Origin of the sequence: Geomonas sp. Red32 (genome assembly GCF_023652955.1) — a bacterium.
In the GTDB taxonomy this organism is placed as follows: Bacteria; Desulfobacterota; Desulfuromonadia; order Geobacterales; family Geobacteraceae; genus Geomonas.
Genome location: NZ_JAKLOY010000003.1, coordinates 317996 through 343231, shown reverse-complemented (window position 1 = coordinate 343231; position 25236 = coordinate 317996). Strand labels below are relative to the sequence as shown.

The window sequence follows — 25236 nt, the reverse complement described above, 5'->3', positions numbered from 1 at the left end:
CTGCTACCTCACACTTCGATCCTGAACTGCGCCCCCCCCTCGACGTTGGCCGCCGTGAGGGTCCCCCCCATCCCCTTCTCGATGATGTTCTTGGCGATGAAGAGCCCGATACCGGTCCCCTTGCCAAGCTCCTTGGTGGTGAAATAGGCGTCGAACACCTTGCCGATGATCCCGTCCGGGATGCCGCCTGCATTGTCGGTGACGGTAACCACCGAGCGGCCGTTTTCCGTGAATATCTTCACCTCGATGGCCGCCCCGGCCGCGGGCTGGTCGCCGAAGGCGTCCTTGGCGTTCATCAGTACGTTCAGGAGCACCTGCCGGTACTCGTTGGGATACCCCGTGATGCTCGGCTTCCCGTCGATGGAGAGCCGGACCTCGATCCCGCGGTAGCGGAAGCTTTCCTCCACCAGCGACAGGGTGCGGGCCGCCGCCTCCCCCACGTCGAAGACCGTCTTCTCGCGGTCAGGGGAGGAGAAGTCCCGGAAGTCGTCGATGGTCTGGGAGAGGTGACGGACCACCTCCATGCATTTGGCGATGTTGCCGTCCACGAACTCCTTGGTGCAGATGCCGTGCTCGAAGCCGAGCCCGATCTCCTGCACCTTGAGTCCCAGGACGTTCAACGGCTGGCGCCACTGGTGGGCGATGTTGTTGAGCATCTCCCCCATGGCGGCCAGCCGGCTTTGCTGGATCATCATCTGGTCTTTCTGGCGGAGCTCCTCGGCGGTCTTCAGCCGCTTTTCGGTCTCCCGCTCGAGCTCGCGGTAGGTCTCCCTGAGCCGCGCGTTCTGCTGGGCGAGCTCGTTTTGCACCCGGGTGAGCTCGAGCCTTTGGCGGTAGAGGTCGCAGAAGACCTGGACCTTCCCCCTCAGGATGGCCGGCTCGATCGGCTTCATGAGGTAGTCGACCCCGCCCAGCTGGTACCCCTTGAAGAGGTGCCGGTCCTCCTTCATCCCGGCGGTGACGAAGATGATGGGAAGCTGCCTCGTGCGGGGATTGCTGCGCATGAGCTCGGCGGTCTCGAAGCCGTCCATCTCCGGCATCTGCACGTCCAAGGACCAGGGCGAAGTCGTGGTACAGGGTTTGCCGGAGCGCTTCGTTCCCGGAGTTGGCCTTGACCAGGTCGAGCCCCATGTCCTTCAGGAGCGCCTCCAGTGAAATCAGGTTGTCCGGCCGGTCGTCCACGATGAGAACCGGGACCGTCTCGTTTGCGTTCATGATCGCTTGGCCTCCGAAAGTTTTATCAAAAGCTGGGGAAGAGCGGCCAGGGTGACCAGGTGGTCGGGCTTGACCGCCATCAGGGCGGCCTGCGGCATGGCCCGCGCCACCGCGTCGGCCGGGTCCTGGATCACCGCGAGCCCCCCCTTGTCTTTTATCCGCCGGAGCCCCCGCGCCCCGTCCTCGCCTGCCCCGGTCAGCACCACCCCGACCAGTTCCCCCCCGTAGGCGTCGGCGGCGGTCTCGAAGAGGACGTCGACCGAGGGGCGCGCGAAGTTGACCGGGGGATCGGTGGAAAAACCGAGCCGCCGGTCGGGCTCCACCAGGAGGTGGTAGTTGGGGGGGGCCAGGTAGACCGTGCCGCCCCCCGGGCTATCATGCTCATCCGCCTCCTTCACGTGCAGGGCGCAGATCCGGTCCAGCAGGAGTGCGAGCCGCCCCCCGCTGTCGGGGCTTACGTGCTGCACCACGAGGATCGGAAGCCGGAAGTCGGCCGGAAGCGCGCCAAGGAGAGGCTTCAGGGTCGCCACCCCGCCGGTGGAGATCCCGATCGCCACTGCGCGGTAACGAAAGGGGCGGTCAGTCATACCGTTTCCTGTAGATCCGCGTCTGCGGCTCGACCTCCTGGTAGTGCGGTCCCTGGGGATAGCCGTCCAGGGTCTCCTTGGTCCCCAGGCAGAGAAAGCCCCCCGGCGGCACGCAGGAGTCCAAAAGCGTGAGCACCCGCCCCTTGAGCTGCTGCTTGAAGTAGATCAGGACGTTGCGGCAAAGGACCAGCTGCATCTCCCCGAAGGCGGCGTCGACCCCGAGGTTGTGGGAGGCGAAGACGATCTCCTCCCGGAGCGAGGGATCGAGCAGCGCCCGGTCGTAGCCCGCCGTGTAGTAGTCGGAAAAGGAGCTCCTGCCGCCGCTCTTTTGGTAGTTGCCGGTGTAGCGCCTCATCTCCCGCAGCGGAAGTACCCCCTCTTTGGCCTTCTCCAGCACGTAGGGATTCAAGTCGGTGGCGTAGATCCGGTAATGCCCGGCGAGCCCCTCCTCCCTGAGCAGGATGGCGAGCGAGTACGCCTCCTCCCCGGTGGAGCACCCCGCGACCCAGACCTTCACGAAGGGGTAGGTCTTCAGGTGAGGGACCACCAGTTCCCGGATGGCGCGAAAGACCCAGGGGTCGCGAAACATCTCGGAAACGTTGACGGTGAGCCCCCGCAAAAGCTCCTCGAAGAGAGGGGGCTCCCGCAATAGCCGCGACTGCGCCTCGGCGAAGGAGCTGAAAGGGGAGTTGGCGAGCCACTGGAGCATCCGCCGCCTGAGCGAGGCCTCGGCATAGCCGGTGAAATCGTAGCCGTAGACCCGGGCGACCCCCTCAAGGAGGAGCTCAATCTCGATGCCGGTCAGATCGTCGCGTTCTTTCGCCATCGGATCCCATTCACCCATGGTTGTAGAGCCAGACCCTCAAAAGGGACAGCAGGCGGTCGAGGTCGACCGGCTTGGTGATGTAGTCGCTCGCCCCCGCCTTCAGGCAGGCCTCCCGGTCCCCCTTCATCGCCTTGGCGGTCAGCGCGATGATCGGGAGCCGTCCGAAGCGCGGGTCCTGGCGGATACGGCGGATTGCCTCGTAGCCGTCCATCTCCGGCATCATGATGTCCATGAGCACCACGTTGACGTCGGTGTTCTCCTCGAGCCGCTCGAGCGCCACCCTGCCGTTTTCGGCCTCCACCACCCGCATCCCCCGCTCGGTGAGGACGCTCGAGAGCGAGAAGACGTTGCGCATGTCGTCGTCCGCCAGGAGCACCTTCTTCCCGACCAGCAGGCTTTCGTTGTCGAGGGCGGTGCGGATCATCCTCTGCTTGTCGGGGGGGAGGCGGCTCTCCATCACGTGCAAAAAGAGGGTCACCTCGTTCAGCAGGCGCTCCGGGCTCTTGGCCCCCTTGATGATGATGCTCTCCGCGTACTGCTGGAGCCGGTGGGCATCCTCGCGGCTCAGTTCCTGGCCGGTGTGGATGATGACCGGGACCCGGCGGCTCTCCTCCATGGTGCGGATATGCTCGAGGAGGTCGAAGCCGGACATGTCGGCCAGGCCCAGGTCCAGCACCACGCAGTCGAACGGTTCGGCGGTGAGGAGCCCGATGGCCCGGGCGCCGGAGTCGGCCACCGTGATGGCGACGTCCCGCTGCTCGAGAAGGGCCACCAGGGCGGCGGCTTCCCGCTCGTTGTCCTCCACGATCAGGAGCTTCCCCACCGTCCGGTCCACCGCCTCCTCGACGGCACCCAGCACCTGGTCGAGCTGCTCGCTGGTCACCGGCTTGGTGACGAAGCCGATGGCCCCCATGGCCAGGGCCTTTTGCCGCTCCTCGAGGCAGCTCAGGAAGTGGACCGGGATGTGCCGGATCTCCGGGTCCTCGGTGATCCGCTGCATCACCCCCCAGCCGTCGGTACCGGGGAGCATGACGTCGAGGAGGATGGCGCTCGGACGGTAACGCCTGGCGAGCGTCAGCGCGGAATCGCCGTCGGCGGAGACCAGGGCGGCGAATCCCCGCTCCCGGACCCGGTCGGCCAGAAGCCTCGCGAAGATGGGATCGTCCTCCACGATAAGGATGGTGCGGTCCCCCCCGTTCAGCCGCTCGCGGTCGTCGGGGACCGGGGGAGCCGCGAGAGGAAGGGGCGGCTCCTCTATGTTTCCGGGATGCCGGCCCTGACCGTCCGGCGCCCCGGGCGCAGCCGGGGTTGCCGCGGCGGCGGGGGGAGCGAGGGGAAGGTAGAGGGTGAAGACGCTCCCCTTCCCGTCCCCGCTGGCCACCAGGACCTCTCCCCCCATCCCGCGGGCGAGCTGCCGGGAGATGGAAAGCCCGAGCCCGGTGCCGCCGAACTGGCGGCTGGTGGAGCCGTCCGCCTGCTGGAAGGCCTGGAAGATCAGCTCGTGCTTGGCGGCCGGCACCCCGACCCCGGTGTCGGTCACCTCGAAGGCGACCGACGGGGTGGCGAGCGGGCTATCGGGGCCGGGGAGGTAGGTCCGGAGCCGGACCGCCCCCTCGCGGGTGAACTTGATCGCGTTGGAGAGCAGGTTCTTCAAGACCTGGAGGGTACGCTGGCTGTCCAGCGTCAGCTCGGCGGGGACCCCCTCTTCCACGGTAATGCCGAAGACGAGCCCTTTCTGCTCGGCCACGGGACCAAAGGCGGCGGCGAGCTGGCCGCAGAGCTCGGCGGGGCGCGACGGTCCGTAAAGGAACTCGAGACGTCCCGACTCGATCTTGGAGAGGTCGAGGATGTCGTTGATCAGGTTGAGGAGCTCGGTCCCGGCGGCCTGGATGGTGGAGGCGTACTCCACCTGCCGGGCGGTCAGGTTCCCCTCCTTGTTATCCCGCAGACTCCCGGAGAGGATCATCAGGCTGTTCAGCGGGGTCCTGAGCTCGTGGGACATGTTGGCGAGGAACTCGGACTTGTAGCTGGAGACCTGCTCGATCTCCTGCGCCTTTTTGGCGAGCTCCCGGGTCTTTTCCTGCATCAGGCGGTTCTTGGCCTGGATCTCCTCCCGCTGCTGCTCGAGCAGCTGGGCGCGCTCCTCCAGCTCTTCGTTGATTTGCTGGAGCTCCTCCTGCTGGACCCTGAGTTCCTCCTCCTGGGAGCGGCTTTGGGCGAGGAGCTCGTCGATGAGGTGGCGGGCCTGGCGGCCGGAGATGGCGATGGCCAGAAGCTCGCTCGCCTGCTCCAGGAACTCCCGCTCGCGGAGGGTGAATTCGTGCAGGGTGGCGAGTTCGATCACCCCCACCAGGGTCTTGTCGTGGACCAGCGGCAGGACCGCCAGCGCGCGGGGAGCCGCTGTGCCGAGAGCCGATTCCACCTTGAGATAGCCGTCGGGAAGCCCGTCCCGGTAGATGGCCCGCTGCTGGCGCCCCGCCTCACCGGCCAGCCCTTCTCCCAATTCCAGCTCCCGTTCGGGAAGCGATCCGCCGGCGAAGGCGTAGCCGGCGGCCGGCCGGAGGGTGCGGCTCTCCTCGTCGTAGAGATGGAGCACCCCGGCTCCCGCCTTGAGGTAATCGGCCAGAAAGGCGAGCGAGGCGGAGACCAGCTCCCCGAGGGGGCGATCGGCGATGGTGCTGCGGCTCAGGTCGCTCAGGCCGCTCTTGATCCAGTTCTGGGCCCGGACCCGCTCCTGGGACTCCTGGAGCTCGGCGTTACGCTCGAGCAGGTCCACTTCCGCCCGGGTCCGCTGGACGACTTCCCGCCGCATCAGGGCGAAGATCGCCAGCAGGATGACGGTGGCCACCAGTCCCCCGGCCTCCATGACGTGCATGGTGTTAAGCATCTCCGCCTGTTTCCGGGCGGCGCGCTCGCGCAGGAGCTGTTCCTCTTCCACTTCCATCTGGGAGATCATCGCGCGGATGCTGGTCATCAGGTTGTCGGAGAGATGGGTCATCACCATCGGTGCCACCGCCTGAAGCCCCTTGCTCTTCCTCGCCTCCACGGTCTGGTCCAGCTGGGCCACCTTCCGCTCGATCATCGGATCCATCATGTCGAGCCGCATCTGCTGGTTGCTGTTGTCCTTGGTGAGGGTTCTCAGGAGGGAGCGCTTGTCCCTGACGGTGGAGAGGGCCTTCCGGTAGGGCTCGAGGTAGGCGGAGTTTCCGGTGATGAGGTAACCGCGCTGCGAGGTCTCCGCGTCGGTGAGGGCGGCTCCCAACTGGTTGACCTCGGCAATGACCGCGTAGGTGTGTGTCACCCAGTAGTCGGAATCTTGGAGCCCTCCCATGCTGAGTGAGAAGAGGTAGCCGATGCCGGCGAAAAGACCTAAGGCCACGGCAAGACCTATGTTGATTAACCACGCTCTGGTTCGACCCGGCATCCGTACTCCTGAAGATTCAGTCGGCGGTTTCTTTCAGACAGAACCCTATTATACACGAAAAATCATTGAGGAAATGCCGGCGACGCTCAAAGCGGGAGAGCGCGGAAGGAAACTGCCAGGGAAGGGAAACGATGAGTAGCGTAGGGAGCGAAAGAGGAAAGATGGATTCCCGGGACGGCGCTGGCCCGGGAGCGTTGGGGAAGTAACCGGCGGGGAGTGCTACTCGAGGGGCTGCACGAGCATCCCGGTATTCTCCTTCTTCACGATATCTCCCACCTTGACCTCCCCCTTGGTGATCTGCCCTTCGAAGTAGTGCTGACCGACGAAGCGAAGGACCTTGACCTCGCCGACCTTCTTCTCCTGTTCGGGCTTGGTCGTGTGGCGGTAGACCGGGAGCACCTCGCCCTCGGCGATCTCGTGCTGCGCGGCGTCGCCGCCGCTGTGGAAGAGGTGGACCTTGCTGCCGACCCTCATGACCACCTCTCCTTCCTTCTTCGTGCCCCCTTGGGCCGTCGGCGGCAAGGCTACCACGGTGAGGGCTACGGCCAGCAGGGTACAAAACGCGACGATACGCTTCATGACTGCCTCCTTTGCTTTGATGTTGGCTGCACGGACACGGCGGAGAGTTATTAACATTTTCAAATTCTAGTCCACCGCTTCCCTTTGGCAACCGCACAACCGCACCCAAAGTTTCCCCTGAGACAGAAAAAGGGCCGCCCGGAATCTCCGGACGGCCCTTTTGGGCTTTTGCAGGGTGAGGATGCTTAGATCCCCGCCTTCTCCCTGATGATGGCAGCCTTGTCGGTCCGCTCCCAGGTGAACTCGGGGAGCTCGCGGCCGAAGTGGCCGTAGGCTGCGGTCTTCTTGTAGATCGGACGGAGCAGGTCGAGCTGCTCGATGATGGCGCGCGGGCGGAGGTCGAAGACTTCGCGCACGATCTCGGCGATCCGCTTGGAAGAGATCTTGCCGGTGCCGTTGCAGTCGACCATGACCGAGACCGGCTCGGCGACGCCGATGGCGTAGGCGACCTGGACCTCGCACTTTTCGCAGACGCCGGAAGCGACCAGGTTCTTCGCCACGTAGCGCCCCATGTAGGCGGCGGAGCGGTCGACCTTGGAGGGGTCCTTGCCGGAGAAGGCGCCGCCGCCGTGGGCGCCGTGCCCGCCGTAGCTGTCGACGATGATCTTGCGGCCGGTAAGACCGCAGTCGCCCATCGGCCCGCCGATGACGAAGCGCCCGGTCGGGTTGATCAGGAAGCGGGTCTTGGCGTCGAGCAGGTTAGCCGGGATGATCTTCTTGATGACCTCCTCGATGATCCCTTCCTTGATGGCCTCGTAGGAGACCTCGGGGGTGTGCTGCGAGGAGATGACGACGGTGTCGACGTGAACCGGCTTGTCGTCGATGTATTGGATGGAGACCTGGGACTTGGAGTCCGGACGGAGGAAGTCCAGGGTGCCGTTCTTCCTGACGTCGGCCAGGCGGGACACCAGCTTGTGGGCCAGCAGGATCGACATCGGCATCAGCTCGGGAGTCTCGTTGCAGGCGAAGCCGAACATGAGCCCCTGGTCGCCGGCCCCCTGCTCCTTGAACATCCCCTCGCCCTCGGTGACGCCCTGGGCGATATCGGGGGACTGTTTGTCGATGGAAGTCAGGATGGCACAGGTTTCCCAATCGAAGCCCATGGCGGAGTCGTTATAGCCGATCTCGCGGATGGTCTCGCGGACGATCTTGGGATAGTCGACGATGGCCTGGGTGGTGATCTCGCCGGCAATTACGGCCATGCCGGTGGTGACCAGGGTCTCGCAGGCAACACGGGACGTGGGATCCTGGGTCAGGATGGCGTCGAGGATGGCGTCCGAAACCTGGTCCGCGACCTTGTCGGGATGGCCCTCGGAAACCGACTCGGAGGTGAAGATAAAGTCCTTCATTTCCATGTGGTGAAACCCCCTTACAAATATCTCCAGCGGTTTTATACGAAGCTTGGGACTATATAGAGCTTCCCCATCTTTGTCAATAATTAAATGGGTCCAATCAGGACGTTGCGTGAGGAAAAACCCGGGACGGGATCAGCCGGGAAGGAAACGGCGGGGCCCCGGGAGGAGCCCCGCCGGTGCCGGATTTACTCTTCGATGAGACGGATGGATTTGATGGTCACCGGCTCCACCGGGACGTCCTGGTGGCCGCCCTTGTTGCCGGTCTTGACGGCGCGGATCTGGTCGACGATCTCCATCCCCTCCACCACCTGGCCGAAAACGGCGTAGCCGAAACGGTCCGGGGTCTTGCCGCTGTTGTCGAGGAAGGCGTTATCGACCACGTTGATGAAGAACTGGGAGGTGGCGCTGTCGACCATGTTGGTGCGGGCCATGGCGAGGGTGCCGCGCATGTTCTTGAGGCCGTTCATCGCCTCGTTCTTGATGGCGAACTTGGTCTTCTTCGGCTGAAGATCGGCGTCGAGACCGCCCCCCTGGATCATGAAGTCCTTGATGACGCGGTGGAAGACCAGGCCGTCGTAGTACTGATCCTTGACGTAGGAAAGGAAGTTGCGGGTGGAGATGGGGGCCTTGTCCTTGAAAAGCTCTATGGTGATGTTCCCCATCGAGGTTTCCATGAGGACCTGCGGGTTCTTCTCTTCAGTCATTATTCGCTCCTTTTTCTACCTTAGTTGATTCATTGGAATTACCATTTAGAATCTTCATTATCATACCTCGCCAGCGAGGTGAATCAAATTTTCCAACGATGTCAACCGCTACCGCCAGGAGTTACCGATGAGATTGCCGAAGCTGGCCCTCGTGGCCTTACTCAGTTTCACCGTTTTCATGACCGCTTCCGCCCGCGCCGAGTCGCAGAACAGGTTCGCCAAGGTGGGCGAGCGGGCCCCCTACTTCGCCCTCGACGCCCTGGTGAGCACCGAGCCGGGCAAGGAGTTCAAGAAACTCTCCATCGACGACTACCGCGGGAAGTGGCTGGTCCTCTTCTTCTATCCGATGGACTTCACCGTGGTCTGCCCGACCGAGATCCGCGGGTTCAACCAGGCGGTGGGCGAATTCAAAAAGCTCAACGCCGAGATCCTGGGGGCTTCCATCGATACCAAGTACACCCACCTCGCCTGGGCCCAGCGCGGCGACCTCGGCATTCTCAACTTCCCGCTGCTCTCCGATGTGAAGAGGGAAACCGCCCAGGCCTACGGCTGTCTCGACGAGAATGAAGGGGTGGCGCTGCGGGGGCTCTACATCATCGACCCGGAGGGGGTCCTCCAGTACCAGCTGGTGCAGAACATGGACGTCGGGAGAAGCATCGAGGAGACCCTGCGGGTCCTGCAGGCGTTGCAGACCGGCTCCCTCTGTCCGCTGGGGTGGAAACCGGGTGAGAAGACCATCAAGAAGCCGTAACCCTATCCCATCATCGCGCGCATCTTGGCGAAGAATCCTTCGGCACTCTTGGCCTCCTCGTCCGGGGAGGCCTCCTTCACCACACCGCTTTGCTGCACGTTCAAGACCGAGGCGGGGAGCTCCTCCAGGAAACGGGAGGGGATCCTCTCCTGGAGCTTGCCGTACTTCTTCCGGTACAGGGTGCGGGTCATGACCAGCTGCTTGCGCGCCCGGGTGATCCCCACGTAGCAAAGCCTCCTCTCCTCGTCGACCGTGAAATCCTCGTAAATCGCCCGTTTGTGCGGCAGGATCTCGTCCTCCATCCCGACCAGGAAAACGAAGGGGAATTCGAGCCCCTTGCTGGAGTGAAGCGACATCAGGGTCACGGCATCCAGCCCGTGGTCCTTCTTGTCCTTGCCGGAGAAGCGGTCCTCGTCCATCAGCGAGACTTTTTCCATGAATCCCCCCAGGGTCGGGAGCGGCACCCGTTCCTCGTAGGAGGCCATCGAGTTGATGATCTGCTCGACGTTCTCCACCTTCCGGCGGGCGGCCTTGGCGTCGTCGATGGTCCGGAAGATCTCGTCTTCGATCTTGAGCCGCTCGAAAAGGGCCTTCCCCTTCTCGGCGAGCCCCCCCTCCTCCTTGAAAGCCACCGCCGCATCCACCAGCGTCTGGTGGAAGGCCAGCACCTTCTCCTTGATGTTCTCGGCGATCCCCTCGACCTCCCCCACCCGTGCGAAGGCCTCGAAGAGCGGGCACTCCTTTTCGATCGACCACTGGTTGATCCGGATCACGGTGGAGTCGCCGATCCCCCGGCGGGGGAAGTTGACGATCCTTAAAAGGGCCACCTCGTCCAGCGGGTTGGCGATCACCTTCAGGTAGGAGATGGAGTCCTTGACCTCTTTCCTTTCGAAGAACTGGGTGCCGCCGACCAGCACGTAGGGGATGTCCTCGAAGCGGAGCTGCTCCTCGAAGGCGCGGCTTTGCGCGTTGGTCCGGTAGAGGATGGCGAAGTCGGAGTAGGAGAGGTCGTTCTTGAACCGCTCGAGCTGGATCCGCTCCACCACGCTGGTCGCCTCCTCTTCGTCGTCCTGCACGATGCAGAGGTCGATCGGGGGGCCGTCGCCGGCGGCGGTCCAGAGCTTTTTCTCTTTTCTGACCTTGTTGTTGCGGATGACGCTGTTGGCCGCCTCCAGGATGTTGCCGGTCGAGCGGTAGTTCTGCTCCAGCTTGATGGTGCGGCACCCCTTGAAATCCTTCTCGAAGTCGAGGATGTTCCCGACGTCGGCGCCGCGCCAGCCGTAGATCGACTGGTCGTCGTCCCCCACCACGCAGAGGTTTCCGCACCCCTTGGCGAGGAGGTTCACCAGCAGGTACTGGGAGGAGTTGGTGTCCTGGTACTCGTCGACCATGATGTGGCTGAAGCGCTCCTGCCAGTGCTTAAGGACCGGCGGGTGGTTTTCGAGGAGGTCGGCGGTCAGCATGATGATGTCGTCGAAGTCGATGGCGTTGAAGGCCTTCAGGGCGGACTGGTAGCGGGGATAGACCAGGGCGGCCATCATGTCGACGTCGTCCAGCGGGCTCGGGATATAGCGGTCGGGGGGGATCAGCTTGTTCTTGGCCCCCGAGATGCGCCAGATGATGCTTTCGGCGTCGTACTTGCGGCCGTCGGTGTTCAGCTCGCGCACGATCTGGCGCACGAGCCCCACCTGGTCGGCGGTCGAGTAGATGGAAAAGTTCTTCTTGTAGCCGAGCCTCTCGATGTCGCGCTTCAACACGCGCACGCCCAGCGAGTGGAAGGTGGAAAGCACCACCCCCTTGGACTCCTTGCGCCCCACCAGCGCTTCCACCCGCTCCTTCATCTCCTTGGCGGCCTTGTTGGTGAAGGTCACCGCCAGGATCTGATCGGACGGCACCTTCTTGTTGAGGATCAGGTGCGCGATACGGTAGGTGATGACCCCGGTCTTCCCGGAGCCGGCGCCTGCCAGCACGAGGAGCGCCCCCTCGGTATGCTTCACCGCGGCGAGCTGTTCGGGATTTAATCGGGAAAGGTCCAGCATCTATCACCTCTAAAGCCTGAGAAAAATCTTCCGGCGAAGGCCGCCCCTCCTGGTGAAGCGGGCCTCGCGTCCCCCCTATTCCCCGCCCTCCGGGGGAGAGGGATACGGCAGGATCGCACATTCTAACCAAAAGCTCCCGGCCAAGGCAAGGAGGCGATTACCATGCCACCATATTTCAATTGCCCCCGCCCTGTGCTATAAACCTGCTTTACGACAGCCTCGAAGGCGCTCGTCCCCCGACAGCACATACCACCGAAGGAGTTTATCCCATATGGACGCCACCGCCGCAGCCCACCGGATCAAGGAGCTCTCCCAAGAGATCGAGCACCACAACCGGCTCTACTACGAAAAGGACATGCCGGAGATCACCGACGCCGAATACGATGCCCTCTTCCGCGAGCTCCAGCAACTGGAGACCGATTTCCCCGGCCTGGCCCTTCCCGACTCCCCGACCCGCCGGGTGGGTGGCCGGGCGCTGGAGAAGTTCGCCCAGGTCCGCCACAGCACCCCGATGCTCTCCTTGGAGAACGGCTTCACCGACAAGGATCTCACCGACTTCGACGACCGCGTCAAACGCTTCCTCGGGCTCTCCTCCTCGACCACGGTGGCCTACGTCTGCGAACCGAAGATGGACGGGGTCGCGGTGGAGCTGGTCTACGAGAACGGCCTCCTCGCCATCGGCTCGACCCGCGGCGACGGGGTGACCGGCGAGGATGTCACCGAAAACCTGAAGACCATCAGGGCGATCCCGCTCCGGCTCAAGACCGCCGAGCCGCCGGCCCTTCTCACCGTGCGGGGGGAGGTCTACCTCCCGCTGGCCCCCTTCCAGAAGTTCAACCAGGAACGGGAAGAGGCAGGCGAGCCGGCCTTCGCCAATCCCCGCAACGCCGCGGCGGGGTCGCTGCGTCAGCTCGACTCCAAGATCACCGCCAAGAGGCCGTTGAGCATCTTCTGCTACGCCGTCGGGTTGTGCGAGGGGATCGAGTTCGACTCCCAGAGCCATTTCCTCGGATCCATTCCCAAACTGGGCCTGCCGGTCAACGAGAGGATCCGGCTGGTCAACGGCATCGAGGAGGTGCTCTCCTACTACCGCCAGATGATGGAAGAGCGCGACGACCTCCCGTACGAGATCGACGGCGTGGTGGTGAAGGTCGACCAGTTCGCCCTGCAGCGGGAGCTCGGCGAGAAGAGCCGTTCCCCGCGCTGGGCGATCGCCTGGAAATTCCCGCCGCGCCAGGCGACCACCGTCATCGAGGACATCGTTCCGCAGGTCGGGAGGACCGGGGTCATCACCCCGGTGGCCCACCTGCGCCGGGTCGAGGTCTCCGGGGTCATGGTATCCCGCGCCACTCTCCACAACTGGGAGGAGATGGAGCGTAAGGACATCCGCAAGGGAGACACGGTCGTGGTCGAGCGGGCCGGAGACGTGATCCCGGCGGTCGTCAAGGTGCTGACCGAGAAGCGCCAGGGTAACGAGACCATGCTCCCGATCCCGTTGACCTGCCCGGTCTGCGGCGGCGAGGTGGTGCGGATCGAGGGGGAGGTGGCCGTCCGCTGCGTCGGTCTCGCCTGCCCCGCGCAGCTCCTCGAAAGGGTGAAGCACTTCGCCTCCCGCCACGGGATGGACATCGACGGGCTGGGTGAGAAGTACATCGAACAGCTCCTCGACCTGAAGCTGATCGAGGACGTGGCCGATCTCTATACGCTCGCGGAAGAGGACTTCATGAAGTTCGAGCGGATGGGAACGAAGCTCGCCGAAAATCTCCGTACCGCCATCGCCAACAGCAAAAGCCGCGATCTTTCCCGCCTCATCTTCGCCCTCGGGATCCGGCATGTCGGCGAGCATACGGCGAAGCTCTTGGCCTCCGCTTTCGGGAGCCTGGAGCACCTCTCCAACGCGACGGTGGAGGAGCTCACCTCCGTGCGCGAGGTCGGCCCGCAGGTGGCGGATAGCATCGTCGACTTCTTCAGAAACGAAGAGAACCGCGAGATCATCGCCAAGCTCTCCGCGGCCGGAGTCAACCCGAAGGCCGAGGAGAAACGCGTGGGGGGCCGCTTTACCGGGAAGACCTTCGTCTTCACCGGCGCCCTCACCCGCTTCACGCGCGACGAGGCCAAGAAGATGGCCGAACAGGAGGGAGGGCACGCGGCAGGCTCGGTCTCCAAGAAGACCGATTACGTGGTGGCGGGAGCCGATGCGGGGAGCAAACTGGAAAAGGCCCGGCAGTTGGGGGTGACGGTGCTCGACGAGGAAGAATTCCTGGAACTGATGAAATAGCCATCTTCCGAAAGCAGGGTAGAATTTGGTCTCTGAAGCGAAATCCACCAAAAGGAGAAAGAGCATGACTATCGCGCTGGTAACCGGCGGCAGCCGCGGGCTCGGCAAGAGCATGTGCGTTCACTTGGCCGCCAAGGGGCATGACATCATCCTTACCTACCACACCAACCGCGCCGAGGCAGACGACACGGTCGCCCAGATCGAGAGGGCGGGCCGCAAGGCAGTGGCGCTGCAACTCGACGTTTCCGATTCGAGCACCTTTGCCGCTTTCGGCGACGGGGTCAGGAAGGCCCTCACCGACACCTGGCAGCTTGAGCGCTTCGACTACCTGGTGAACAACGCGGGGATCGGCACCTGGACCCCCTTCACCGACGTCACCGAAGAGCAGTTCGACCGCCTGATGAACATCCATTTCAAGGGGACCTTCTTCCTGACCCAGCGGCTCCTTCCGCTCATGAACGACGGCGGCCGGATCCTCAACATCTCCTCGGGGCTCGCCCGCTTCTCGCTCCCCGGCTACTCGGCCTACGCGTCGATGAAGGGAGGGGTGGAGGTGCTCACCCGCTACCTGGCGCTCGAGCTCGCCCCCCGCAAGATTGCCGTCAACGTGCTGGCCCCCGGCGCCATCGCGACCGACTTCGGCGGCGGCACCGTCCGGGACAATCCCGAGGTCAACGCCACCATCGCCTCCCAGACGTCGCTCGGGCGGGTCGGCCTTCCCGACGACATCGGCGGCGCCGTGGCTGCCATCCTCTCCGACGACTGCCGCTGGCTCAACGGCCAGCGCATCGAGTTCTCCGGCGGCATCCACCTCTAAGATTCCCCTCCCATTCTTTCTTCTCCCCCTCCCCTCTTCCGGCAACGAGATCCGGACAGATCCGGTCCCCCCTCCCCCTGAGGGAGGGGGCCAGGGGGTGGGGGAAGTTTCCACCTCCATCAGCCGTCCAGAATAAGGCAAATCCCCCCTGTCCCCCCTTCGCAAAGGGGGGAACCGCGTGGCAGGCTTCCCGGATAACGCCCTTATCGCCGGCCCGCCTGCTCCACCATTCATTTATCCAGGCAGCACTCACCATACCCATAGCCGGAAGGCCGGCACCCTGGGCCCGCGCGGCGTGCGGAGGAATAGCGGGCAGCGCGCTAAGGTCAAAAATTCTATGCCGGACGGGGATTTTAATCATTGTCGCAACGCTGGCTCGGGTATGTAATTTTATTTCTTGACAGTTTAACTTTATTTTCGTAAAGTCCGATCACGTCAGATAGCTGACCTTTGCAGTACAGAATCTGCATCGATTTCAATTCCCGCGCCGATGACGGCGCCCCACCTTCCGGAGGGATTCACATGAGCACCGCAGCAGTTGCCACCCCGCAGCTTCCCGATCAAAGGAGCGTGAAAGAGATCCTCGAACAAGGGATCGAGGCCGCCAACGGCCCCATCCAGCTCGCCTGCTCGTTCTCGGTGGAAGACCTGGTGATCATCGATCAGATCCACCAGCACAAACTCCCCATCGGCATCTTCGCCCTCGACACCGGTCGGCTCAACGAGGAGACCTACCTGGTGGCCGAAGGGATCACGGGACGCTACGGCATCGGCATCGACTGGTTCTTCCCGCGCCATGACGACGTGGAGGCGCTGCTGAAAGCCAAGGGCCCCTACTCTTTCCGTGAATCCCTGGAAAACCGCCACGAATGCTGCCGGATCCGGAAGGTCGAGCCGCTCGGGCGCGCCCTGGCCGGGCTCAAGGGATGGGTGACCGGGATGCGCCGGGAGCAGAGCACCACCCGGACCGAGCTACCGGCCATCGAGACCGATCTCCTGCATGGGGGCATCGTCAAAGTCAATCCGCTCGCCAACTGGACCGAAACCGAGGTGTGGGAGTACGCCAAAAAGAACCGGCTCCCGGTCAACAAACTCCATGCCCAGGGCTATCCCTCCATCGGCTGCGCTCCCTGTACCCGGGCCATCGCCGAAGGAGAACACCCGAGGGCGGGACGCTGGTGGTGGGAGAATCCGGAGCACAAGGAGTGCGGTCTGCACCGCTAGCCGATACCGGCACTGACCGCTCCCAACCGGCCTCCCCCTCACCTCCCTTTCAGCAATCAACTTCAAAAGACGAGAACGCAAAAATGAAAAGCAATCTGACGCATCTTCAGCAGCTGGAAGCCGAGAGTATCCACATCATCCGCGAGGTGGTGGCCGAGTTCGAAAACCCGGTCATGCTCTACTCGATCGGGAAAGACTCGGCGGTCATGCTGCACCTGGCCCGCAAGGCCTTCTACCCTGCCCCGCCCCCCTTTCCGCTTCTGCACGTCGACACCACCTGGAAGTTCCGCGAGATGATCGCCTTCCGGGACCGGATGGCCAAGGAATCGGGGATGGAGCTCCTCGTCCACATCAACGAGGAGGGGGTGAAGAAGAAGGTCTCCCCGTTCACCCACGGCTCTGCACTCTACACCGACATCATGAAAACCGAGGGTCTCAAGCAGGCGCTCGACAAGTACAAGTTCGACGCGGCCTTCGGCGGGGCGCGCCGCGACGAGGAGAAGTCCCGGGCCAAGGAGAGGATCTTCTCCTTCCGGAGCGCCAACCACCGCTGGGACCCGAAGAACCAGCGCCCGGAACTCTGGAGCCTGTACAACACCCGCATCAAGCCGGGGGAAAGCATCCGGGTCTTCCCGCTCTCCAACTGGACCGAGCTCGACATCTGGCAGTACATACACCTGGAGAGTATCCCCATCGTCCCCCTCTACTATTCGAAGGTGCGGCCGGTGGTGGAGCGCGACGGCATGCTGATCATGGTGGATGACGACCGGCTGGAACTGAAGCCGGGGGAGAAGATCGAGCACAAGTCGGTCCGCTTCCGCACGCTGGGGTGCTATCCCCTGACCGGGGCAGTCGAGTCCGAGGCGGACACCTTGCCGGACATCATCCAGGAGATGCTCCTCACCAGGACATCAGAGCGCCAGGGGCGCCTGATCGACCACGACCAGGCGGGATCGATGGAGAAGAAGAAACAGGAAGGGTACTTCTAATGGCACATCAATCGGAACTTATCGGGAAAGATATCCTTGCCTATCTCAAAAGCCAGGAAGAGAAGTCGCTCTTGCGCTTCATTACCTGCGGCAGCGTGGACGACGGCAAAAGCACCCTGATCGGCAGGCTTTTGTGGGACTCGAAGATGGTGTTCGAGGACCAGTTGGCGGCACTGGAAGCGGACAGCAAGAAGGTCGGCACCCAGGGGGGCGCGATCGACTACGCCCTCCTTCTGGACGGGCTCCAGGCGGAGCGCGAACAGGGGATCACCATCGACGTCGCCTACCGCTTCTTCTCCACCGACCGCAGGAAGTTCATCGTGGCCGACACCCCGGGGCACGAGCAGTACACCCGCAACATGGTCACCGGAGCCTCGACCGCCAAGGTGGCGGTCATCCTCGTGGACGCCCGCAAGGGGCTCCTCACCCAGACCCGGCGTCACAGCTTCCTGGTCTCCCTGGTCGGGATCCGTCACATCGTGCTGGCCATCAACAAGATGGACCTGATCGGTTACGACGCGGGCAAGTATGCCGAGATCGTGGAGGATTACCGGGAGTTCGCCAAGCCGCTCGGCTTCTCGTCGATCACCGCGCTGCCGATCTCGGCCCTCAACGGCGACAACATCATCGAGCGGAGCGCCCATACCCCGTGGTACGACGGCCCCACCCTGATGCATTACCTGGAGACCGTGCAGCTGGAGGACGACCGGGACCGGCAGCCGTTCCGTCTTCCCGTCCAGTTGGTTAACCGCCCCAACCTGGACTTCCGGGGATTCTGCGGGACCGTGGCCGCCGGTACCGTCCGGCCGGGCGACGAGGTGCGGGTGGCCTCCTCGGGGCTCATCAGCAAGGTCTCGAGGATCGTCACCATGAACGGCGACCTCGAAGAGGCGGTGGCGGGCCAGGCGATCACCCTCACCCTGGCGGACGAGATCGACATCAGCCGCGGCGACATGCTGACCACCGAAGAAGCGCCGCCGCTGTACACCAGGCATCCGGAGGCGCAGCTGGTCTGGCTCCACGACGAGCCCCTGCAACCGGGCCAGCTCTACCTCGTGAAGACCGCCACCGGCGTCACTCCCGGACGCGTCACCGCCGTCCACTACGCGGTCGATGTGAACACACTCGATCAGAAGCAGGTTGCCAACCTGAAGCTGAACGAGATCGGCCTGGTGCGGCTGGAGCTCGACCGCCCGGTACCGTTCGATCCCTACCGCGACAACCGCGACACCGGGAGCTTCATCCTCATCGACCGCTTCACCAACGCGACGGTGGCGGCCGGGATGGTCATCGAGGCCGCCCCGATCGATCACTGCCCGTGCGGGCTGGCCGAGGTGGAGACCTCCACCACCGGGGCCGAGAGCCAGCCGGTCCGGCGCATCAGCCTGGGCGGGCTGACGGCAACCAACCTGAATGCGGTCGATCTGACCAAGGAATGGGGGGCCTTCGGCCTGGACGTCTCGCCCCGGCTCATCGAGTACCTGGAGAAGGGGAACCGGTTGCTGTTCCGCTTGAGGGAGCTTGTGCAGCTGAATGCCGTGGCACTGGTGGCCTACGAGAACCACTGGGCCTTCGAGTTCGACCGTACTGCCGAAGGGATCGGCGTGCTGGTTTTCAAAAGGGGCACCGAACCGCCCAGAGGCTACGGCGACGACGGAACGGGGATCTGATTCCTCAACGTTAAAAAGGGACTGACGTAAAAAAGGGACTGGCACCTCACGGAGCCAGTCCCTTTCCTTTATCTCTTTCCCATCATCCACTCCCGCCTAGGGCAGTATGTTCACCTCGGTCCCCACCTTGATCCGGTGCGCGAGCGCAAGCCCCTGGTCGTTGTTCATCACGAAGCAGCCGCCGGTCACCCGCCGGCCGACCCGTTTGGGGTTGTTGTTGCCGTGGATCCGGTAGATGGCCCCTTTCCAGGTGCGGTGGGAGAGCGCGATCTTGAACGGCCCCATGTAGTTCAGGGGGTCCCCCGGCGGCACGGCGGAAGGGAGGATGATTCCTCTCCCCCGGAAAACCTGCCGGGAGTACGGGGTCGGATGCCACCACGGATCGAAATAGATGCCGGTAATTTTGCCGAGCCCGGTGGGATAGGTCGCGAGGCCGCGGACCGCGGTCCCGACCGGGTACTGCGCCACCAGATCCAGTTCGCCATCCGGGGTTTTCTCATAGAGTTTCAGCCAGTTTCCGCTGATGCTGATCTCGATGTAGTACGACTGCCGGGGGCTCGGTACGGCTTGATCTTCTGCGGGGACGGGTTGGGCGAGCGGTTCGGGAAGGACCGGAAGGAAGATGATGAGGACTGCCAGCAAAAGCCATCGCCAGCACATGGTAGTACTCCTTCTCACCCCTCGCCCCGGCAAGGGGGCGGGGGGTGAGGGAAGGCTTACTTCGCGAGCTTCGCCGTGAGCGCCGGAACGAACTGCATGACGTCCGCCACCACCAAGACGTCGGCCACCTCGCCGATGGGGGCATCCTTGTCCTTGTTGATGGCCACGATGAAACCGGACTTCTTCATCCCGGCCAGGTGCTGGATCGCGCCGCTGATCCCGCAGGCGACGTACAGCTTCGGGCTCACCGTCTGGCCGGTGGTGCCGACCTGGTGGCTGTGCTCCACCCACCCGCTGTCGACCACCGGACGGCTGGCACCGAGCTGCCCCCCCAGCGCCTTGGCCAGCGCGGCGATCACCGGCACGTTGTCCGCCTTGCCGATGCCGCGGCCGGCGCTGACGATCACCTCCGCCTTGGCTAAATCGATCCCTTTGGCCTCGGCAGCCTCGTAACGGACGAAGATGACCTTGCCGCTCCCTTCCGTTTCCACCCGCTCGACCTGTGGCGTTCCTCCCCCGGTCACCGCCGGGAAGGCGCCCAACTGAAGGGTCAGCACCACGACCGGGGTGGCGGGTTTGACGCTGCGGCGCATCTTCTGGCTGCAGGAGGGAAGCTCGTAGCCGTCTCCCGTGGTGCCGATCACCTCCGAGAGCTGCGCCGCCTTAAGGCCGGCGGCCACCCGCGGGGCGAGATCCCACCCGTAGGAGGAGTGCGAGAAGACGACGAGGTCGGGCTTTTCCCGCTCCACCGCCGCCAGGATCAGCTTCTTGTGCAGGTCGGGATTGTACTCGCCGTAGGTTGCGGCGTCGGCGAGGTACAGTTTCCCGCCGTAGCCGGGGAGGCTTTTCTCCTGCCCCACCATTACCATCGCCGTTTCCGCCCCGATCCGCTCGGCAAATCCCACCAATTCGTATCCATACTCGAGGAACGAGCCGTCCCTGCTTTCACCTATCAGCAACGCTTTCATGAAGTCCCCCCGGGCCGGTGCCTAGCGCAGCACGCCGGTCTTTTCCTTCAGTATCTGGATCAGCCTGTCCGCCTGATCGCCCACCTCCCCTTCCAGCACGATCCCTCCCCCTTTCTTGGCGGGGGCATGGAACGAGGTGGTCACGGCCTTGGCTTCCTCGTGAAGCAGGTCGCCCACCGGCAGCACGAGGATCTCCTTTTTCTTCGCCTTCATGATGTTGGGAAGGGTCGGATAGCGGGGGGTGTTGAGCCCCAGCTGGCAGGTTACCAGGGCCGGGGTTTTCAGCTGAACCACCCCCTTCACCCCTCCCTCCAGCTCCCGCTTCACGGTGACGGCGCCGTCCGCGAATTCGAAGCCGACGATGGTGGTAGCGCAGGCAAAGCCGAGCAGTTCGGCCAGCATCACCCCCACCTGGCACGAGCCGCGGTCCTGGGATTGGAATCCGGTGAAGACCAGGTCGTACCCCTCGTTTTTGGCGTAGGCCGCGATAGCCGAGGCTTTCTGCCAGGGATCCTTCAGGTGGGCGGCGGGATCCTGGATCTGGACGCCCCGGTCGCACCCCATGGCGAGCGCCTTCTTGACCGCCTCGAGCACCCGGTCCGGCCCCATCGAGAGCACGGTCAGTTCCGGGCCGTTACCCAACTGCTCCTTCAGCCGCACCGCCTGTTCCACCGCGAACTCGTCGTACTCGTTCATGCGGAAGGCAAGGTCCGTCTCGGAGAACCACGTCCCGGCACTGTCCGGCTTGAAGCGGGACTCCATATCCGGCACCTGCTTGATGCATACGAGAATTTTCATACCGCCTCCTGGGCCTGTAGTGCCCGGTCCCCTTGCGGCCGGAAAGCCTTGGGGCCCGTTCTCATTATACAGAATACCCGAGGAGCAGGCGGTACGCAACGGCGTAAGGGGGCGGAATTATTTAGGCAAGTGGAGAGGGGACGGCAGGGATCAGTTGGGGAGGGTCATGGTCTCGACGCGGTTGCGGCCGTTCTCCTTGGCCCGGTAGAGGGCCTCGTCGGCCTGGCGGAAGAGGGAGTCGATGCTGTCCACCAGGGGAGAAGGAAAGGTGGCGACGCCGGAGCTGATGGTGACCGTGAGATGCTCGAGGGGAGTCGGGAAGGTGTTCTCGAGAACCGCCTGGCGGAGCCGTTCGGCGACCATCACCCCTCCCTGCAGGTTGGTCCCCGGGACCACCAGGACGAACTCCTCGCCGCCGTAGCGGGCGGCGATGTCGTAGGCGCGCAGCTGCCTCTGGATGATGGCGGCCACCGAGGAGAGAACGAGGTCGCCGTTTTGGTGGCCGAAGGTGTCGTTGACCTTCTTGAAGAAGTCGATGTCGGCGATGATGAGGGAGAGGCACTCCTTGTTGCGCCGGGCACGGACGAACTCCGCCTCGAGCACCTCGGTCAGGTACCGCCGGTTGAAGAGGTTGGTGAGGTGGTCTATGTTGGTGAGCCGCTTGAGGAGCTCGTTCGCCTTCTTCAGTTCGTCCTGCAGCGACTTGAGCTTCAGTTGCACCTTGACCCGGGCCACCAGCTCTCCGGCATCGAACGGCTTGGTGAGATAGTCGCAGGCCCCCTGCTCCAGCCCGCGGATCTTTGAGCTGAAGTCCATCTTGCCGGTCAGCATGATGATCGGGATCCCCAACAGGTCGGGGCGCGACTCGACGAGCTGCAGGAACTTGAACCCGTCCATACGGGGCATGTCGACGTCGCAGATGACCAGGTCGGCCTTGGAATCGATCAGGGTCTTGAACCCTTCGAGGCCGTCGCGCGCTTCTTTGTACTCGTCAAAGAGGCCGACTTCCTTCAAGGTATTCACGACCTTGTCGCGGATGGTTGCGGAATCGTCAACTACCAGGACACAGGACATCTGGATCTCCAACAGCCAGTCACAGCTCGACCTGCCTTCGCACCGGCAACCGCTCCGGTGCATTGCCGTCCGCCGTCACTGCCGGCGATTCGGTCTGATGAACAGGTAGAGGATGAGCAGAAAAGGAAAGGAGGAAAAGGCGGCCTCAAGATTTCCTGCATAGAGCTGCCAAGTTCCGAAGACGATCACCGCTAATGCGAAGATGATCATAAAGGTGGCAAAGAGCTTTGTCATAGCAGAATAGTAACCAATATCGGCGTTACTTGTCCAGTTCTTTAATAATTTCTGAGAGATAGGGGAAAAGAGCTGAGCCTCTGGTGCAGACTCAGGGAGTGTTCCAGTCCCAACAGAATTTCAGTTCCTCTTCGGCCACAAAGAGCTCGCAGCAGGTCTTCTTGAAGACAGCCTCGTTGGCGGCACTGTCAACTTCCTCCTGCACTGCGGTTTCAATCTTTGAGACGGACATATCCAAAGTTTTCTCGAACACTCCTTCCAAGAAACCCTCTCTCCAGCCGGCTTTTTTGAGACTTTCCTTGAAGCGGGCTATGTGAAGGCTGTTATTGGGTCCATAGTCAACCAGTAGTACAGCTACGCTAGCCATTGCTTCCTCCTTGACCGCTCTTCGAAGATGAGAATCGCTTGAGGGCTCAGAGATAGCTTACCACACGGAAGAGCCAAGTCAGCCTCCCGCCGCCCTGGCAAGCGGGGCGTGCGGCAGCGGAGCGTGCGGTCCGGTTCCCGGAAGGAAGAGCCCGGCCGGCGCCGGAGGGAACGGAAGCGGGCGAAAAAAAAGAGGGCAATCCGTCGATTGCCCCCCACTGAACCGGCCGGCAGAAGAGCCGATCACAAGATTCTCAGAGGTAGACGATGTCGTCGGAAAGATCGGTGATCTTCTCGCCCCCCCGTCCGGTGACGGCGAAGGTGTTTTCGATCCCGATCACCCCTTCGCCCGGTATGACGAACTTCGGCTCGATGGCGATGGTCTGTCCCGCCTGGAGCGGCATCTTGAACCCCTGGGCGAGCACCGGGAACTCGTCGAGTTCGAGCCCCACGCCATGGCCGACGAAGCGGGCGTTCTCCCCCGGCGCTCCCATGAAGTACTCCCCGAGCCCCGCCCGATCGGCCATGGAGGCGGCGGCCAGGAAGAGCTCCTCGCAGATCGCCCCGGGCTTGAGGTTTTCGGCCAGGTACCGCTGGATGGAGAGGGAGAGCTCGAACGCCTCGGCGAGGCGCCCGGAGAGTCGGCCGATAACGAAGACCCGTGTCATGTCCACGATGTACCCCTGGAAGATCCCCGTGTAATCGAGGATCACCGGGGTGCCTGCCACGATCGGCGCCAGGGACGGGCCGTGCGGAGAGGCCGCGGAGAGCCCCTGGCCGGTGACCGCTCCGTCGAAGAAGCCGGGCATCTCGGCCGAGCCGGAGACCGCGAGCCCCATGAAAAGCTCCTGGTTGAAGGCGCGCATCCTCACGTACCCTTCGCTGCCGGCCCGGCGCAGGCGGGTCTCCATCTCGGCGGCCAGGTCCAGTTCCCGCATCCCCTCCCGGAGGAATTCGGGGACCTGGGCAAAGACGGCGGACGTCTTGCGCCCGGCCTCCCGTAACCGCTCGAGCTCCCACTCGCTCTTCACGGAACGGAGCTCGCGGTTGATAGCCGAAAGGTCGGCGAATTCGCAGGCCGGGAAGAGCTTCGCATAGAACTGGTACTGCTGCACCGGCAGGACGTCGAAGGTGAGCCCGATCTTCTTCACCCCGCTCCCGATCAGCTGGGGAAGCTCCTTGGAGGAGGGAAAGGGACGGACGTCGGCGACCGCCGCCTCGCTCTGCGCGCGGGAGAGGCTTTTGCGGACCATGAGGACCGGATCGCCCGAGGCGGGGACGTAGAGAAGCGCGTTCTGGCGGGTCCCGGAGAAGTAGTAGATATCGATCGGGAAGACCAGGAAAGCGGCGTCGATCCCCTTCGCGGCCAGCTCCGACTGCAGCCGCCCGATCCGCGACCTGGATTCCTCGGCGGTTACCATGCCCCCCCCCACGCCTCTGCAAAGGCGATCTCCCGCAACTCCTTGCGGGGACGCTGCTTCGGTTCCTGGTCGGGATAGCCCAAGGGGGTGATGCCGACCACCTTGATCCCGGCGGGAATCCCGAGCGCGTCCTTGATCCTCTCCTCGTCGAACCACCCCATCCAGCAGGTGCCGAGGCCGAGCCCCTGGGCGGCCAGGCAGAGGTGCTCGAAGGCGATGGCGGTGTCGGCGATGTAGTACTCGATCCCGTTCTCCACGCCGGATTCGGCGGGGTCGGCGCAGACCACGATCAGGCAGGGAGCCGTCGCGATCGCCTTTTTCCCCGGGTTGTCGTCGGGGAATGCCTCCACCAGAACTCCCCGGCGGGCCGGGGCGGTCAGCACCAGGAAACGCCAGCACTGCAGATTCTTCCAGGAAGGAGCCAGGCGGGCGGCATCAAGGACTTGTTCTATTTTTTGATGCTCAACCGGAGTATCCTGGTACTTCCTGATCGAGCGGCGATCCTGTATCGCTTGCAACACATCCATTTCATTACCCTCCCTTTCAAGGTAGAAGCTATAGATACACCATAAACATTGTTTTGTAAATGTCTGCCGCCACGGGAAAGAACGGCCGGGGCCGCGCCCCGGGGGAGAGACCGCGAAGAACTTTTGCCGGGTGGATGAGTAAAAGGGCTTGAGCCTTTCCTCTCCGCGGGCCGCACCGCAGGCCAAAAAAGGGGCGTTCTACCGGCATTCGTGGGGCCCCGGCACGCTCAAAGCGGTTGACAGGCCGACCCGTATGCACTACATTAAACCTTTATTTTACCCCCCTTAAGAGGAGTGCATGGACGACATTACCGAAGGCGAAGAGATTACCCCGATCGGCGACCTCGCCATCTCGCTCGGCCTCACCACCCGGACCCTGAGGTACTGGGAGGAGGTCGGCATCCTGCGGAGCGTGCAGAGGAGCGACGGGGCAACCCGCGGGTACACCCCCTACTACGTGCGCCGGATCAGGTTCATCATTAAACTGAAGGAGCTCGGGCTCACCATCAAGGAGATGCAGGACCTCTACGCCGCCTACGGCGAGGCCAAGCAGACCGAGAGGATGATCCCGCGCCTGATCGAGATCCTCGACGAACACGTGGAAAAGATCGACGAGAAGATGTCCAAGCTGGATTCGCTCCGCAACGAGATCGTCTCCTACCGCCACAAGATGGATGAGAAGTTTGGAGCCTCCCAGCACGCCGAACAGCCGTGACCCCTCAGGCGCCGC

The 25236-nt window shown here is 63.5% G+C and carries 23 protein-coding genes; 7 read left to right on the top strand and 16 right to left on the bottom strand.

Features of this window, described 5'->3' with window-relative positions:
* Nucleotides 1-8: 8 nt before the first annotated feature.
* The 7 genes from L4X63_RS10845 to L4X63_RS10815 form a co-directional block, all read right to left on the bottom strand.
* Nucleotides 9-1040 (bottom strand): ATP-binding protein, encoded by a 1032-nt coding sequence (locus tag L4X63_RS10845; protein ID WP_250678643.1) that lies wholly within the window; start codon nt 1038-1040, stop codon nt 9-11.
* A 171-nt stretch (nt 1041-1211) separates the two neighbouring features.
* The gene (locus L4X63_RS10840) at nt 1212-1802 is read right to left on the bottom strand and encodes a chemotaxis protein CheB (RefSeq protein WP_250678642.1); all 591 of its coding nucleotides are present in this window, start codon (nt 1800-1802) and stop codon (nt 1212-1214) included.
* A complete protein-coding gene (locus L4X63_RS10835) occupies nt 1795-2628 on the bottom strand; it encodes a CheR family methyltransferase (RefSeq protein WP_250678641.1) in 834 nt (277 codons plus the stop codon). The genes L4X63_RS10840 and L4X63_RS10835 overlap by 8 nt, the downstream gene beginning before the upstream one ends.
* A 10-nt stretch (nt 2629-2638) precedes the next feature.
* Nucleotides 2639-6007 (bottom strand): response regulator, encoded by a 3369-nt coding sequence (locus L4X63_RS10830; protein WP_250678640.1) that lies wholly within the window; start codon nt 6005-6007, stop codon nt 2639-2641.
* A gap of 264 nt (nt 6008-6271) precedes the next feature.
* Nucleotides 6272-6631: a hypothetical protein gene (locus L4X63_RS10825; protein WP_250678639.1), complete on the bottom strand. Its 360-nt coding sequence runs from the start codon at nt 6629-6631 to the stop codon at nt 6272-6274.
* A gap of 185 nt (nt 6632-6816) precedes the next feature.
* Complete coding sequence (gene metK, locus L4X63_RS10820; RefSeq protein ID WP_250678638.1) at nt 6817-7986, bottom strand: methionine adenosyltransferase; 1170 nt, start codon at nt 7984-7986, stop codon at nt 6817-6819.
* Between the two features lie 185 nt (nt 7987-8171).
* The gene (locus L4X63_RS10815; RefSeq protein ID WP_250678637.1) at nt 8172-8690 is read right to left on the bottom strand and encodes a peptidylprolyl isomerase; all 519 of its coding nucleotides are present in this window, start codon (nt 8688-8690) and stop codon (nt 8172-8174) included.
* A 178-nt stretch (nt 8691-8868) separates the two neighbouring features.
* Between L4X63_RS10815 and L4X63_RS10810 the strand changes: the two genes are divergently transcribed.
* Nucleotides 8869-9441, top strand: a complete 573-nt coding sequence (locus tag L4X63_RS10810) for a peroxiredoxin (protein ID WP_250678789.1) — start codon at nt 8869-8871, stop codon at nt 9439-9441.
* Nucleotides 9442-9443: 2 nt separating this feature from the next.
* On the opposite strand, the gene L4X63_RS10805 is transcribed toward L4X63_RS10810, so the two are convergent.
* Nucleotides 9444-11480, bottom strand: a complete 2037-nt coding sequence (locus L4X63_RS10805; protein ID WP_250678636.1) for an ATP-dependent helicase — start codon at nt 11478-11480, stop codon at nt 9444-9446.
* A 271-nt stretch (nt 11481-11751) separates the two neighbouring features.
* Here L4X63_RS10805 and ligA point away from each other — a divergent pair, with 271 nt between their 5' ends.
* The 5 genes from ligA to cysN all read left to right on the top strand — a co-directional run bounded on the left by ligA (nt 11752) and on the right by cysN (nt 18458).
* Entirely contained in the window at nt 11752-13758 is a 2007-nt protein-coding gene (gene ligA / locus L4X63_RS10800) for an NAD-dependent DNA ligase LigA (RefSeq protein WP_250678635.1), read from the top strand.
* A 64-nt stretch (nt 13759-13822) separates the two neighbouring features.
* Nucleotides 13823-14575 (top strand): SDR family NAD(P)-dependent oxidoreductase, encoded by a 753-nt coding sequence (locus L4X63_RS10795; RefSeq protein ID WP_250678634.1) that lies wholly within the window; start codon nt 13823-13825, stop codon nt 14573-14575.
* 522 nt (nt 14576-15097) lie between these two features.
* The gene (locus L4X63_RS10790) at nt 15098-15799 is read left to right on the top strand and encodes a phosphoadenylyl-sulfate reductase (RefSeq protein WP_250678633.1); all 702 of its coding nucleotides are present in this window, start codon (nt 15098-15100) and stop codon (nt 15797-15799) included.
* Complete coding sequence (gene cysD / locus L4X63_RS10785) at nt 15754-16788, top strand: sulfate adenylyltransferase subunit CysD (protein ID WP_350339183.1); 1035 nt, start codon at nt 15754-15756, stop codon at nt 16786-16788. The genes L4X63_RS10790 and cysD overlap by 46 nt, the downstream gene beginning before the upstream one ends.
* Entirely contained in the window at nt 16788-18458 is a 1671-nt protein-coding gene (gene cysN, locus L4X63_RS10780; RefSeq protein ID WP_250678631.1) for a sulfate adenylyltransferase subunit CysN, read from the top strand. The genes cysD and cysN overlap by 1 nt, the downstream gene beginning before the upstream one ends.
* 96 nt (nt 18459-18554) lie before the next feature.
* Here cysN and L4X63_RS10775 read toward each other — a convergent pair whose 3' ends face one another.
* From L4X63_RS10775 to L4X63_RS10740, 8 genes are all read right to left on the bottom strand, one after another.
* On the bottom strand, nt 18555-19118 hold the full coding sequence (locus L4X63_RS10775; protein ID WP_250678630.1) for a L,D-transpeptidase: 564 nt from the start codon (nt 19116-19118) through the stop codon (nt 18555-18557).
* Nucleotides 19119-19174: 56 nt separating this feature from the next.
* Entirely contained in the window at nt 19175-20086 is a 912-nt protein-coding gene (locus L4X63_RS10770) for an electron transfer flavoprotein subunit alpha/FixB family protein (protein WP_250678629.1), read from the bottom strand.
* Nucleotides 20087-20107: 21 nt separating this feature from the next.
* A complete protein-coding gene (locus L4X63_RS10765) occupies nt 20108-20884 on the bottom strand; it encodes an electron transfer flavoprotein subunit beta/FixA family protein (RefSeq protein WP_250678628.1) in 777 nt (258 codons plus the stop codon).
* 150 nt (nt 20885-21034) lie between these two features.
* Nucleotides 21035-21958 carry a diguanylate cyclase gene (locus L4X63_RS10760; protein WP_250678627.1) on the bottom strand — a complete coding sequence of 308 codons (924 nt, stop codon included), beginning with the start codon at nt 21956-21958 and terminating at the stop codon, nt 21035-21037.
* 75 nt (nt 21959-22033) lie between these two features.
* Complete coding sequence (locus L4X63_RS10755) at nt 22034-22192, bottom strand: hypothetical protein (RefSeq protein ID WP_250678626.1); 159 nt, start codon at nt 22190-22192, stop codon at nt 22034-22036.
* A gap of 91 nt (nt 22193-22283) precedes the next feature.
* Nucleotides 22284-22559: a hypothetical protein gene (locus L4X63_RS10750; protein WP_250678625.1), complete on the bottom strand. Its 276-nt coding sequence runs from the start codon at nt 22557-22559 to the stop codon at nt 22284-22286.
* A gap of 253 nt (nt 22560-22812) precedes the next feature.
* The gene (locus tag L4X63_RS10745) at nt 22813-23979 is read right to left on the bottom strand and encodes a M24 family metallopeptidase (protein ID WP_250678624.1); all 1167 of its coding nucleotides are present in this window, start codon (nt 23977-23979) and stop codon (nt 22813-22815) included.
* Nucleotides 23973-24506, bottom strand: a complete 534-nt coding sequence (locus tag L4X63_RS10740; protein WP_250678623.1) for a nitroreductase family protein — start codon at nt 24504-24506, stop codon at nt 23973-23975. Before L4X63_RS10740 ends, L4X63_RS10745 begins: the two co-directional genes overlap by 7 nt.
* A 298-nt stretch (nt 24507-24804) precedes the next feature.
* On the opposite strand from L4X63_RS10740, the gene L4X63_RS10735 reads away from it, so the two are divergent.
* Nucleotides 24805-25221 carry a helix-turn-helix domain-containing protein gene (locus L4X63_RS10735; RefSeq protein WP_250678622.1) on the top strand — a complete coding sequence of 139 codons (417 nt, stop codon included), beginning with the start codon at nt 24805-24807 and terminating at the stop codon, nt 25219-25221.
* Nucleotides 25222-25236 lie beyond the last annotated feature (15 nt).